This window comes from Rhizobium sp. Leaf341 (assembly GCF_001424325.1).
Lineage (GTDB): Bacteria > Pseudomonadota > Alphaproteobacteria > Rhizobiales > Rhizobiaceae > Ferranicluibacter.
Genome location: NZ_LMPE01000003.1, coordinates 932327 through 945803, shown reverse-complemented (window position 1 = coordinate 945803; position 13477 = coordinate 932327). Strand labels below are relative to the sequence as shown.

At 63.5% G+C, this 13477-nt stretch carries 12 protein-coding genes; 5 read left to right on the top strand and 7 right to left on the bottom strand.

The genetic code is table 11. From position 1 onward, the window contains the following. Positions 1 to 3 precede the first annotated feature (3 nt). On the bottom strand, positions 4 to 594 hold the full coding sequence (phnH, locus tag ASG03_RS06045) for a phosphonate C-P lyase system protein PhnH (protein WP_062692860.1): 591 nt from the start codon (positions 592 to 594) through the stop codon (positions 4 to 6). Next, complete coding sequence (gene phnG / locus ASG03_RS06040; protein WP_062692858.1) at positions 591 to 1052, bottom strand: phosphonate C-P lyase system protein PhnG; 462 nt, start codon at positions 1050 to 1052, stop codon at positions 591 to 593. The genes phnH and phnG overlap by 4 nt, the downstream gene beginning before the upstream one ends. 111 nt (positions 1053 to 1163) lie before the next feature. Between phnG and phnF the strand changes: the two genes are divergently transcribed. Beyond that, complete coding sequence (phnF, locus tag ASG03_RS06035; protein WP_062692856.1) at positions 1164 to 1898, top strand: phosphonate metabolism transcriptional regulator PhnF; 735 nt, start codon at positions 1164 to 1166, stop codon at positions 1896 to 1898. An 82-nt stretch (positions 1899 to 1980) separates the two neighbouring features. On the opposite strand, the gene ASG03_RS06030 is transcribed toward phnF, so the two are convergent. The 5 genes from ASG03_RS06030 to ASG03_RS06010 form a co-directional block, all read right to left on the bottom strand. Continuing rightward, positions 1981 to 2826 (bottom strand): DeoR/GlpR family DNA-binding transcription regulator, encoded by an 846-nt coding sequence (locus tag ASG03_RS06030; protein ID WP_062692854.1) that lies wholly within the window; start codon positions 2824 to 2826, stop codon positions 1981 to 1983. Between the two features lie 179 nt (positions 2827 to 3005). Then, positions 3006 to 3953, bottom strand: coding sequence for a D-ribose ABC transporter substrate-binding protein (locus tag ASG03_RS06025; protein WP_062471209.1), 948 nt, complete (start codon positions 3951 to 3953; stop codon positions 3006 to 3008). A 131-nt stretch (positions 3954 to 4084) separates the two neighbouring features. Further along, the gene (locus ASG03_RS06020) at positions 4085 to 5125 is read right to left on the bottom strand and encodes an ABC transporter permease (protein ID WP_062692852.1); all 1041 of its coding nucleotides are present in this window, start codon (positions 5123 to 5125) and stop codon (positions 4085 to 4087) included. 2 nt (positions 5126 to 5127) lie between these two features. Continuing rightward, entirely contained in the window at positions 5128 to 6723 is a 1596-nt protein-coding gene (locus ASG03_RS06015) for a sugar ABC transporter ATP-binding protein (RefSeq protein WP_062692849.1), read from the bottom strand. Next, positions 6720 to 7376 (bottom strand): DUF2291 family protein, encoded by a 657-nt coding sequence (locus ASG03_RS06010; RefSeq protein ID WP_062692847.1) that lies wholly within the window; start codon positions 7374 to 7376, stop codon positions 6720 to 6722. Before ASG03_RS06010 ends, ASG03_RS06015 begins: the two co-directional genes overlap by 4 nt. An 835-nt stretch (positions 7377 to 8211) precedes the next feature. On the opposite strand from ASG03_RS06010, the gene ASG03_RS06005 reads away from it, so the two are divergent. The 4 genes from ASG03_RS06005 (at position 8212) to ASG03_RS05990 (ending at position 13413) form a co-directional block, all read left to right on the top strand. After that, complete coding sequence (locus ASG03_RS06005) at positions 8212 to 9885, top strand: FGGY-family carbohydrate kinase (RefSeq protein WP_082475548.1); 1674 nt, start codon at positions 8212 to 8214, stop codon at positions 9883 to 9885. Positions 9886 to 9895: 10 nt separating this feature from the next. Further along, a complete protein-coding gene (locus ASG03_RS06000; protein ID WP_062692845.1) occupies positions 9896 to 11407 on the top strand; it encodes a glycerol-3-phosphate dehydrogenase in 1512 nt (503 codons plus the stop codon). Between the two features lie 9 nt (positions 11408 to 11416). Then, positions 11417 to 12349 carry a sugar phosphate isomerase/epimerase family protein gene (locus ASG03_RS05995; RefSeq protein WP_062471196.1) on the top strand — a complete coding sequence of 311 codons (933 nt, stop codon included), beginning with the start codon at positions 11417 to 11419 and terminating at the stop codon, positions 12347 to 12349. Positions 12350 to 12453: 104 nt separating this feature from the next. Next, positions 12454 to 13413 (top strand): sugar-binding transcriptional regulator, encoded by a 960-nt coding sequence (locus ASG03_RS05990; protein ID WP_062692843.1) that lies wholly within the window; start codon positions 12454 to 12456, stop codon positions 13411 to 13413. Positions 13414 to 13477 lie beyond the last annotated feature (64 nt).

Here is a 13477-nt window from a genome sequence, read left to right as displayed (position 1 = left end):
GGCTCAGACCTCTTCGATGCGTGTGGTGCGGGGCAGGGCCAGCGCCTCGCCGCCCGCGACGAGGACGAGATCGAAACCGAGCGGAAAGCCGGCACGGTTGGCGGCCATGACATCGGCAAAGCCCCTCGGCAGACCCTGCGGCGCAATCTCACGCGTCGTCTCGATGCCCGGCCCCTTGAGAATGAGGCTTTGGCCGCCACGCAGGCCAGCGACCGGCAGCAGCAGCGATGCCGAGCGATCCGGATACTCGGCGGTGCCGCGCGCAAAACGGTTCCAGGCAGCGGCGTCACCGGCATCGGAAAGGTGAACGAAGCGGGCAGATGGCGCGTCGCGGGTAACAGTCGCGCCGGTGTGAAAGCCAACCCAGGCTTGTGCATCCGGCATGTCCGTCTCAAAGAACACCGGCGTGTCCTGATCAGCGAGCGCGAGCAGAAACGCGCCCGCAGCCGGCGACATGGGGGCGGGCGGAACCGCAAGGCCGGAGAGGTCGGCGATGCTGCCCGGGCGCGCAAAGGCATCCATCAGCGCCCGAAAGGCGTGCTGTGACCCGAACACAGGTTCGGCGAAACCGCCATCGACAAAGGCAAGGCTCATCGATCTTCTCCCCGAACCAGCGTGAAGAAGTCGACGCGCGTTGCTTCCGTTTCTTCCGCGCGCCGCCGGCGGGCAGCGGTCTCGAGCAAAAGCGCCGGCGCGACGACATCCGCTTCGATCACGGGCTGCCATTCCGTACGCTGCCCGAGCGCATCGAGATGGGCGACCATGCGCGCCTTCTTCAAGTCCCGGCCGAGAAGGATGGCGTGGCCGACCTCGCCGCTGTCGAGCTTGACGGTTGCCCGCGTTACACTTGCTTCGCCGAGATTGAAGGGTGCCCCGCCGCCGCCGATCCGCCCGCGGACCATCACCGCACCGATTTCCGGACCGCGCACAGGGATTGCCCGTGGTGCGGCCGCTGCGATCGTGCCGTAGCGTTCGCACAGCAGCTGGGCCGGCATGGATGCCATCGCGTCGAGGGCGCGTTTGCGGCCCGGCTTCTCATCAGCTCTACTCATTCTGAATCCTATTTGTCTATTTGTATAGACAACCAATCTCATGGCGACTTATAACCCGAAAACCATGACGCCGCTGTGACAAGCGGCGTGGCTGTGCGGGAAGGAAATGTCATGGACAGGCAGGACGATGGCGTTTCACGCTGGCGGCGCGTGGCGGACGGAATCCGCGCTTCGATCACGTCGGGCGCGGTGACCGCGCGTCTGCCCCCAGAGACGGACCTGGCAGCGGACTACGGCGTCAATCGCCATACAGTGCGTCGCGCCATCGCGGCTTTGGCGGCGGAGGGGATCGTGCGGGCGGAACGTGGCCGCGGAACCTTCGTCAATCCCGTCGAGCCGCGGATCTCCTATCCGATCGGCACGCGGGCGCGTTTCTCCGAGAACATGATGCGGCAGTCGTTGGAACCCTCGGGGCGTCTCGTCGGGTCGCAGAAAGTGGTGGCGGATATGGTCATGGCACGGCTGCTCGGGCTCGCCCCCGGCGCTCCGCTCCACCGGCTGGACCATATGGCCGTGGTGGATGGCGTGCCTCTGTCGCGCTCCACCTCCCATTTCTCCGCCGAGCGCTTCCCCGGCATCATCGCCGCCTATGCACAGGAAGGCTCGATCACCCAGGCCCTTCAGCGTTGCGGTCTTTCGGATTATCGCCGGCGCGAGACGCGTCTGACGGCCGAACGGATCGCTGCGACGGATGCCGATGCGCTGTCCTGCGCCGCCGATGCCATCGTGCTCGTTGCCAATGCTGTCGACGTGGACCTGGAAGGTCGGCCTGTGCAGGCGATCCGTACCCGCTTCCTCGCGGATCGCATGGAACTCGTCTTTTCCAACCCGGACAGCGCTCGCTAGACCTTTCCTGTAAAAAAAGGGGCGCCGCAGGATCGAACGCCGAACCGCGTTCCGTCGGTTGTGAATGCTCTGGGCGAAACCGCTACCGCGCGGCCTTTGGCCGATCCACGGGCGCGATCATCAGGTTGATGCCCTTGGAGCGCATGCGCTCCAGATGTTCGGGCGCGATGTTGTCGTCAACGATCACGAGATCGAACTCGGTGAGCGCGGCGAAGGAATAGAGTGCCCGGCGCTCAAATTTCGTGTGGTCCGCCAGAAGGATCCGCATGGCGGCGCAGTCGAACATGGCCCGCTTTGTTTCCACCATTTCCGGCGATTGGTGAAAGGCGACATCGTCGAGAATGGCCGACATCGACATGAACACCGTATCGGCACGCAGTTTTTCGATTTCGCGAATGGTCATGCGCCCCATGAAGGCGTTGCACCAGTTGTAGAACTGCCCGCCGAGGCCAAGCAACGTGACGTCCGGCACGGCCTTCAGCTCGTTCATGAGATTGAGGGAGTTAGTGATGACCGTCAGCGGCACTTTTTCGGGCAGGTGATGAGCCATCTGCAGCACGGTCGTGCTGTCATCGAAGAAGATCGCCTGGCCCGGCTCGATGAAGGTCATCGCGGCTTGGGCGATCGCAGCCTTCTCGCGGGCCTGGCGGCTCGAGCGGTAGACGTCACTGGATTCGATCAAGCTCGTTGGGGCGGCGGTCACGATGCCACGTGTCTTGCGGAACAGGCCGCGGCTGACGAGTTCATCGACATCCCGGTGCGCCGTCATCAGGCTGATGCCGAAACGGTCGGTCAGATCCTCGATCCGCATCGACCCCTCGGCCATGACCGCCTCGGCGATCAGCTGGCGACGCACGATCTGGCGGGCATGGCGACTGTCGCTTGGAAGCTCGGACATGAACGGACCGGCGATTGTCTTGCTCGTCATGCCATTGCCCCCTCTGGTCGTGGTTGCCAAGCGCGCGGCGGCGCCGTTGCTGTGTGCGTCCTAGCGCGGGAAACCTTCAACGGAAAGCCCGTTCGCAAGCTGGGGGCGAGTGGGCGAAGCAGCGAGAGGATAAACGCGAAAGGAGGGCGCCGCGGACGGCGCCCTCCTCGCAGAGAGGCTTACTTGTCGAGGACGAACGGTGCGGAGTACTTGTCGACGTTGTCCTTGGTGATGAGCAGGCAATCGAATAGCTGCTTCTCGGACTTGGCGCCCGTCGCGCCTGTCTTGATGAAGCTGTCGGCCTGCTTCACGGCTTCTTCCGAGAAGACGGCGACCGGCTGGAGAACGGTGTACTGCAGTTCACCGGCCTTGATGGCGGCGACCGCATCCGGCGAACCGTCGAAGCCGCCGACCTTGACGTTGGCGATCTTGCCGGCTTCCTTGAGCGCTGCGATGGCGCCGAGCGCCATTTCGTCATTGCCCGAGATCACGCCGTTGATGTCGGGGTTTGCCTGCAGCATGGACTGCATCTTGTCGTGGCCCTTGGTGCGATCCCAGTCAGCCACCTCAGAGGCAACCTTCTCGAGGTCCGGATACTGCGTCAGGACAGTTTCGTAACCATTGGAGCGGGTTGCAGCATTGTTGTCGGAGGGGGCGCCGAAGAGCTCGACATACTTGCCCTTGTCGCCGACGGCTTCCACCCACTGCGTGGCACCGAGGGCGGCACCCTGAGCGTTGTTGGACACGAGCTGCGCCTTGGCGAGACCTTCCTGGTTGATCTCGGCATTGACGAGAATGACCGGGATGCCAGCGGCAACGGCCTTCTTCACCGCACCGACGGAGCCGTCGGCATTGGCCGGATCCAGAATGATCGCGACCGACTTGTTGGTGATGGCGGTGTCGATCAGGTTGCTTTCGGTGTTGGTGTCACCCTTGTGTGCGCCGACGGTGGCGGTATAGCCGAGCTTTTCAGCGGCGGCCTTTGCCACATTGCCTTCGGTCAGCCAGTAGGGGTTGGACGGATCGTTGACGATCACTGTCATCAGGCCTTCGGCATAGGCGGTGCTGGCGAACATCGTTGCGGCAGCTGCGGCTGCCATCAAGAGGCGGGTTGCGGTCTTCATCATGGTCTCACTCCCGGTTTGAAATGCGGTTCGGTTGTGCCGGTCACCCGGCGGTGCTTGTCCGTGGCCGGCCTCTGCCTCTCCTCGAAAGGCGAAGGCCGGTGATGCGGAGAAGGTCGTGTGTCGGTCGCCTCTTACTTCGGGCGGCGGCCGTACTGGATGCTGTTGAGCAGGACGGCGAGCACGATGACCGCGCCGGTGAAGACGGTCTGCCAGTAGGAGGACACGCCGATGATGACGAGGCCGTCCGAGAGGAAACCGATGACGAAGGCGCCGAGCATGGTGCCGCCGATCGTGCCGCGTCCGCCGGTCAGGGCCGCGCCACCGATGACGACGGCGGCGATCGCCGTCAGCTCGTAGGTGGTTCCGGCCGTGGGGCCGGCCGAGGTGAGCTGCGACGACAGGACGAGGCCGGCAATGGCCGCGCAGACGCCCGACAGCACGTAGACGATGATCTTGACCCGCTTGACCGGCACGCCCGACAGCTCCGCTGCACGCTCGTTGCCCCCGGATGCGTAGAGCCAGCGACCGAAAGCCGACCGGCTGAGCATAACGAAGCAGAGGATGGCGAGGAGGGCAAGGACGAGAACGCCGATCGGGACACCGAACAGTCGGTTGAAGCCCAGCCAGTCGAAACCGGTATTGCCGAGTTCCGGCCGTCCGCCGAGATTGTTGAAGGTAAGACCGTTGGTCATCAACAGCGCGACGCCGCGGGCGACATACAGCACGCCGAGCGTGGCCACGAAGGCGGGAACCCGGAGATAGGCGATCAGTACCCCGTTGATGGCGCCGACAAACGCGCCGAGCGCGCAGGTGAGGATGACCACGACCCAGACCGGCGGATAGAGCACGACGCCGAACTGGTTGAGCGTGACGCCCTGCATGAGATAGCCCGCCACAACACCGGAGAGCCCGAGCGTGGAGCCGACCGAGAGGTCGATGCCGCCATTCAGGATGACGAGCAGCATGCCGATCGCGAGAATCCCGAAAATCGCGACATGCGACGACATGATCAGGAAGTTCGCGACGGAGAAATAGTAGGGCGAAATGAGCGAGAACACGATGATGATCGCGATCAGCGCGAAGAAGGCGCGGCCTTCAAGCAGGAGATGGCCGATATTCATCGTCTTCTTCTGGGGCGGCGCAGCGGTCGCGGTGGAAGGGGTTGCCGACATGATCAGTGCGTCCTCGTTTCGGGCTCGTGCCCATCCGATCCATGGCCGCCGGCTTTTTCGCCGGACGCCGCCATGATGAGTTCCTTGGTGACGTCGGAGCCGAATTCGGCGGAAATCTTGCCGCGGCGCATGACGATGATGCGGTGCGCGATGCTCAGGCATTCGCCCACTTCCGACGTTGAATAGATCACCGCGAGGCCCTGGCGGGCACGCTCGGCGAGCAGCTTGAAGACTTCCGACTTCGCGCCGATGTCGATGCCGCGACTCGGTTCGTCGAGCAGCATGACCTCCGGGTTTGTCGCGAGCATCTTGCCGATGACGACCTTCTGCTGATTGCCGCCTGACAGCGAACCGATCGGCGCCGCGCCGCCATCTGTCTTGATGTGGACCTTGCGGATCGCATCGGTGACGAGGCCGGCTTCGCTGCGGCGGGACGTGAAGAGGCCCTTCGTGAAGGCGCCGATGCTGGCGAGCGACAGGTTGCTGCCGACCGTCATCGTCTGCACCAGACCGTCCCGCTGCCGGTCTTCCGGCACGAGAACGAGCCCGTTGTCGATGCGCTCGGCGATGGAGAGCTTCGAGACGTCTTGCCCGCGCAGCATGACGCGCCCCGCGGACGGCTGCAGACGTCCGGCCACGCACTCGAGAAGCTCGGTGCGGCCGGCTCCCATCAGCCCGTAGATGCAGACGACCTCGCCCGCGTGCACATCGAGCGAAAGGTTGTCGACCACGGAATAGCCGGCGCCCGAGGCGTCCGGGACCGAAAGCGTCTCGATCGACAGGGCGACCGGACCGAACGCATAGCCCGACGGCGGAGCGCCAAGGTCGAAATTCTCGCCGACCATGTTGCGCACGATCCATTCGAGATCGATATCGGCCCGCGCCGCATAGGCGGTCATCGTGCCGTCGCGCAGCACCACGGCGTGATGAGTGATCTGAAGAGCCTCTTCGAGGTGATGCGAGATATAGACGATCGAGACGCCGCGCGCCGTGAGGTCGCGGATCACCTTGAAAAGAACCTCGACCTCGGACGCGCTGAGCGCCGATGTCGGCTCGTCCATGATGAGGATGCGGGAATTGACAGACAGCGCCCGGGCGATTTCCACGATCTGCTGCTGACCGAGACGCAGTTCCTCGACCGGTGTCAGTGGGTCGATGTGCTCTTCCAGTTCCTCCATCAAAAGCCGGGTCTGCCGTTCTTCCTCGGCGTAATCAACGCCGGTCGGCCCCATGATCTCGCGGCCCATGAAGATATTGTCGCGAACATTCATGTTCAGCGCGAGCGACAATTCCTGGTGAATGATCGATACACCACTGTCGCGCGCATGCGAGGAGGACGAGAAGGTCACCGGTTCGCCGTCGAGGATGATCTCTCCTGAGGTCGGCTGGACCACCCCGGACAGAATTTTCATCAGGGTCGACTTGCCAGCTCCGTTCTCGCCGAAAAGCGTCGTAACCTGACCGCGGCGGATCTCGAAGTTCACGCCTTTCAGCGCATGGATGCTGCCATACGACTTTGCGATGTTGCGCGCCTCCATCACGACGGCGCCATGCGCCAAGTCGGGCTTGCGGGCCTGGTGGTCGGCTGCGACGCTCATTTCACGGTCACCGCGACGGGGGTGACCAGCCAGTTCTTGGGGTTGATCAGCTTGAACACGCCCGTGATGTCCACGGTCTTGCCTTCGAGCGCCGCTGGATCGATGTTGCCGAGCGCCTCTTTCTTCATGGCGTTGTTCAGCGCCGAGCCTGCGTTCTGGTATTCGATCTGGTTGGTGAACTGGCCGAACTCGATGTCGCCCGTCGCGTCTCTGAGGTCCGTGCCGTTGATGGCAGGACCGGTCTGTACCCGCACCACGGTGCCTTCGGGCAGCCCTTGGACGGCGATCGTGTTGGTGCTCGACTTCCGTTCGCCGACCACGCCGGTCAATTTGACCGGGATGACGGGACCGGTGCTCGTGGCGACGCCATATTTCGTGCCGGCCGCAGCCTTGTCGGCGGCAATCGCACGACCGAGCTCAGCGGCATCGACCGCGCGGCTGACCACGCTGTCGCGAACCTTCGGAAAATTCTCTGCTCCGAACGCCTCTGGCGAGAATACGTCAGCGCGAACATCATGCTCGGAGCCGATCCGCACCACGCGCGTATTGTAGGCCATGGCGCTGACCAGAATCACGGCCAACGCGGTTGCGATGGCACGGCCACGGGTCAGGCGAGGGGACGTCAGCGATTTCGGTTCGGCAAGGGTGCTCATGACGAGAGCCTCATATCTGAAGTCACCTCTCGAAAGAGGCGCAAAGTTCTGTTGATCGCCGCAGATGTCCGCGGCCACGTGTCGAATGTCATCTCGGGAGAAGGGTGCCGCGCGCACAATGGCTGCCAAGCAGCGAAAGCCAAAACCGGAGGGGTCGGCCGCAGATCGGGATCGCAGTGCTGATCATGACGTCTCCTCCTTGGTGCAGCCGAACCGGCGATCTCCTCCCGCAGTGTCACGCCTTCTCAGATCGATGGTAGATTTGTGTTATCTACGGATCAGACAATGATAGAAAATTTTTCGACTGTCAACGGCATCGACAGATCGACGTCCTATGCCGCAGTCGGCGCTTCATGCAACAGAAGGCGTCATGTCATTGGCACGTGCCAGCTTTGGAACAGGGGTATACCCAGCGTGTTCTGCCTGGTGTTAAGGCGCACCGTTTGTCGCTCAAGACCACAGGAAAGCGCAAAGATCATTGATTCTATACAGTAATTCATGAACGAATCTGATGTCTTTGCGGTCTGGAAACGGTAGCGGCCTGTGTGTTCGTGAGACGCGTCGGCAGCTCTTCCGAAAACGATCGTGCGTACGTGCGGTGGGGAAGCGCAGACCTTGACACCGTAAGCTGAATATGAAAAAAAATGCGACACGAGAAATATATTTCGCAATTAGTGTTATGTTTGTGATATAACTCTGGCGGCGCATCGTTGTCTTGGAGGATGATGATGCTTTCGCCCTTCCGACAAGGGCGCTGCGGGAAGGGGAGGATCACCGATGATGCCATGTGCGAAAGCGCGTCGCCGGACCTTGTGGCTGCGCAGGAGCGGACGGAATGCATAACGGTGACGATGTCATTATCGGGATCGATGCGGGAACGTCTGTCATCAAGGCGGTCGCCTTTGACCCTGCTGGACGTCAGCTTGCCTGCGCCTCGGTGCGCAATGTCTATGCAACCGGCAACGACGGCTCGGCGACCCAGTCGCTGGAGCGGACCTGGGCGGACTGCGTGTCGGCGCTGAAAGGCCTCGGCGAAAAACTGGATGGGCTTGCAGGGCGAACGGTGGCGCTGGCCGTGACCGCGCAAGGCGATGGAACCTGGTTGGTGGGAGCCGGCAACCGCCCCGTGGGGGATGCCTGGCTCTGGCTGGATGCCCGCGCGGCGCCAAGCGTGCGCCGTATTGCCAACCGCAGCGAGGATCGGGCGCGCTTCGAGGCGACCGGCACCGGTCTCAACACCTGTCAGCAGGGCGCTCAGATGGCGCATATGGATCGACACTTTCCGATGCTTCTGGATAGTGCCGAGGTCGCTCTCCACTGCAAGGACTGGCTCTACCTGAACCTCACCGGCGTCCGCGCCACGGACCCGTCGGAGGCGAGCTTCACCTTTGGCAATTTTCGCACGCGGCGCTACGACGATGTCGCGATCGACAGCCTTGGCCTCTCGCATCGCAAAAGCCTGTTGCCGGAGATCGTCGACGGCACGCAGATCCAGCATCCGCTTTCGGTCGAAGCTGCCCGGGCAACCGGCCTGCGTGCGGGAACGCCCGTGTCGCTCGGTTATGTCGATATGGTCATGACGGCGCTTGGGGCCGGGGTTCGCACGCGCTCGACAAACGCGGCCTGTTCGACGGTTGGCTCCACCGGTGTCCATATGCGGGCCAAACCGGTGGAGGAGGTGCAGTTGAATGCTGACGGCACCGGTTATGTCATCGCGCTTCCCGTTCCGGGCATCGTCACCCAGGTTCAGACGAACATGGGCGCGACGCTCAACATCGACTGGATTCTGCGGCTTGCAGCGGATCTGATGGCGGATGCAGGCCGGGAAGTGGCGTTCTCCGATCTCGTCGGGCGGATCGAGCACTGGCTGGAAACCACCCGGCCCGGGGCGCTGCTCTATCATCCCTATATTTCCGAGGCCGGCGAGCGCGGACCCTTCGTCAATGCGAATGCCCGTGCCGGCTTCATCGGCCTTTCCACCCGTCATGGTTTTCCGGATCTGTTGCGCGCCGTTGTCGAAGGCCTCGGCATGGCAACGCGCGATTGTTATGCCGCAATGGGTGCGATGCCTCAGGAACTGCGGCTGACCGGTGGCGCGGCCCGCTCGCGTGCCCTGCGCGGCGTTCTCGCGGCCTCGATCGATGCGCCTGTGCGAATTTCCGATCGCGAGGAAGCGGGCGCTGCCGGCGCCGCAATGATGGCCGCCGTCGCGCTCGGCGTCTATCCGACGATGGACGCCTGCATCGACGAATGGGTGAGCCCCCTCTTGGGGAAGACGGAAGCGCCGGATTCGGAGCTCGCCCGCCATTATGATCGCCTTTACCCGGCCTATGTCGTGGCCCGCCAGTCACTCACGCCCGTCTGGGAGACACTGGGGCAGGAGCACGCGCATGCCGTATCTGAAGGCGACGCGGCGATGGCCGCTCCGGATTCAGCCGATCTGACGGCACACGACGACGCAGGTCCTGCATCTGCGTCCCAACCTCACCTTCCTGCGTCCCCGCTTTGAGGAGCCTGACATGACAGAAGCAAAGACGGTCGATCTCTTCGTGATCGGCGGCGGCATCAACGGTGCCGGCATCGCGCGGGACGCCGCCGGCCGCGGCCTGTCCGTCATCCTGTGCGAAAAAGGCGATCTGGCGGAAGGCACGTCGTCGCGCTCGGGGAAACTCGTCCACGGCGGTCTGCGCTACCTTGAATATTACGAATTCCGTCTCGTGCGCGAGGCCCTGATCGAGCGCGAGGTGCTTCTCAACTCGGCGAGCCACATCATCTGGCCGATGCGCTTCGTATTGCCGCACAGCCCGGACGATCGTCCCGCTTGGCTCGTTCGGCTCGGTCTCTTCCTCTACGACCATCTCGGCGGCCGCAAGCGCCTGCCGGGAACCCGTTCCCTCGACCTGCACAGGGATCCCGAAGGCGCACCGATCCTTGACAAGTATACGAGGGGATTCGAGTACTCCGATTGCTGGGTGGACGACGCTCGGCTCGTGGTGCTGAACGCGCTCGACGCTGCCGAACGCGGCGCCACCGTGCTGACGCGCACCGCCTGCATCAGCGCGCGTCGCGAGGATGGCGGCTGGCGCGTGGATACGCGCAACGAGCGCACCGGCGAAATTGCGACGTTCCGCGCAAAAGTCCTCGTCAATGCCGGTGGCCCGTGGGTCAACGACATCGTCGGCCGGGTCGCTGGTTCCAACAGCAGCCGCAACGTGCGTCTGGTCAAGGGCAGCCACATCGTGGTGCCGAAATTCTGGGAGGGGCAGCAGGCCTATCTCGTGCAGAACCACGACAAGCGCGTCATCTTCATCAACCCCTACGAGGGCGACAAGGCGCTGATCGGTACCACCGACATTCCCTATGAGGGACGCCCCGAAGAGGTCCGGGCCGATGAGAAAGAGATCGATTACCTGCTCGCCGCCGTGAACCGCTACTTCAAGGAGAAACTGCGTCGCAGCGACGTGCTGCACAGCTTCTCCGGCGTTCGCCCGCTCTTCGACGACGGCAAGGGCAATCCCTCTGCCGTCACGCGGGACTACGTCTTCGAGCTCGACGAAACCGGTGGCGCCCCGATGCTGAACATCTACGGCGGCAAGATCACCACGTTCCGCAAGCTGTCCGAGCATGCCATCCAGAAGATCGCGGGCTTCTTTCCCAACATGAAGGGCGACTGGACGCGCGGCGCGACGCTTCCCGGCGGTGAGATTCCGAACGCCGACTACGTGCAGTTCGCCGAGCGGATGCGCAGCGACTATCCCTGGATGCCGCGTGCGCTGGTCAATCATTACGGTCGCCTCTACGGCGCCCGCGTCAACCGCATCGTCAAGGGCGTGACATCGCTGGAGGGTCTCGGCCGTCATTTCGGCGGGCAGCTCTACGAGGCCGAAGTTCGTTATCTCGTGGCCAACGAGTGGGCGGAGACGGCCGAGGACGTGCTCGTCCGGCGCACCAAGCAGAACCTGCACCTGACGGAGGCCGAACGGGCGGCCTTTGCGGACTGGTTCGAAGCGCATGTTGCCCTGGCGGCCTGAGGTAAGATCATGAGCCTGACCCTGTCCTTGAACACCAATCCGCTCGTCAACCGTTTTGCAGAACCGGACGACCTGATCGACGCCGTGGCCCACGACCTGAAGATCCGCGATCTCCAACTGACCCACGAGTTCATCAATCCGAGCTGGCCCGCACCCGTCATCCGCCGCCTGACGCGGGACATGCAGCGTGCCCTGTCTCGCACCGGCGTGCGCGTTACCTCCGGCATGACGGGCCCCTACGGTCGCCTCAATCATTTCGGTCATCCGGACCGCGATGTGCGGCGCTATTACGTCGACTGGTTCAAGACCTTTGCGGATATCACCGCCGATCTTGGCGGCGTCTCCGTCGGAACCCAGTTTGCCATTTTCACCTACAAGGATTTCGACGACCCGGCGCGCCGCGAGGAGCTTGTCACGATCGCCATCGACTGCTGGGCCGAAGTCGCTGAGCACGGCAAAGCCGCCGGTCTCGACTACATCTTCTGGGAGCCGATGAGCGTCGGGCGTGAATTTGGTGAAACGATTGGCGAGTGCATCCGCCTTCAGGACCGGCTGTCGGCCACCGCCATGGCCATCCCCATGTGGATGATGGCCGATATCGACCATGGCGACGTGACCTCGCCCAATCCCGATGATGTCGACCCGTATGCCTGGGCCCGGGCGGTGCCGAGAATGTCGCCGATCATCCACATCAAGCAGAGCCTGATGGACAAGGGCGGCCACCGTCCGTTCACCGCCGAGTTCAACGCGCGCGGTCGCGTTCACCCCGAGCCGCTTCTCAAGGCACTGGCCGAGGGCGGCGCCGAAAACAACGAGATCTGCCTTGAGCTGTCCTTCAAGGAACGCGATCCGAACGACCGCCAGGTCATCGAGCAGATCGCCGAGAGCGTCGCCTTCTGGGCGCCGCACATCGACACGGGCGCATCCGACCTGAATATCTGAGACGCGGTGGCCCGTCTGAGACGCGAAAAAGGATGGCAGGACGCGGCATGGCGTGTATCCATGAGCGGATCCGTGAGAGCATGGCAGGAAAGACGGCAGGACGCATGGCAGGACACCGACGCCCCATCGACCCTGAGGAATCGCTCGCCACACGCGCTGCCTGGCTGCACTATGTCGGCGGCATGACCCAGGCGGCGGTTGCCAAGATGCTCGGCTTGCCCTCCGTCAAGACCCATCGGATGATCGCGCGGGCCGTGGCCGACGGCATGGTCAAGGTGACCATCGACGGCGATATCGTCGAATGTGTTGACCTGGAGGCCCGCCTCGCCGAACGCTTTGGCCTCGATTACTGCGAGGTTGCGCCCGACATGCGCGAGGAAGGGCTTCCGCTTCGCGCGCTTGCCTATGCCGGCGCATCCTACCTGCGGCGGGAAATCGAGCGCGGCGAACACAGGATGATCGGCCTCGGCCATGGTCGTACCCTGGCGGCGGCCGTCCGGCACATGCCGCGCCTGGGTGCGAGCAACGTGTCCTTCGTGTCGCTCTTGGGCGGCGTCACCCGCAACTATGCCATCAATCCGCACGACGTCATGCACCAGATTGCCGAGAAGACCGGGGCAACCGCCTATGTCATGCCGGTTCCTTTCTTTGCCAATACGGCGGAGGACCGCGAGGTTCTTCTCGCCCAGCGCGGGGTCGGCGAAGTGTTCGCGCTGGCCGAAGGTGCCGATCTCAAGTTCGTCGGTATCGGCACCGTAGAACCTGCAGCCCAGCTGGTCGCATCCGGCATGATCGAGCCCCGCGAGATCCGCGAGATCTCCGGCAATGGCGCCGTCGGCGAACTGCTCGGCCACTTCTTCGACGCCCGCGGCCGCCTGCTCGAAACCATGCTGACCGCCCGCACGCTTTCGGTTTCCTTCCACTCCGCGCAGGCAGACCGCATTGTGGCCATCGCCGGCGGGCCGGGGAAGGTCGAGGCGATCCGGGCGGTCCTCACGAGCCGCCGGCTTTCCGGCCTTATCACCGACGAACGCACCGCGCAGGCCTTGCTCGACGCCGGGTAACAGCCATGGCTTCCACGTGAGGACGCCTTGGAAAAGCTTTTCATCATAAAAGCATGGCGAGACG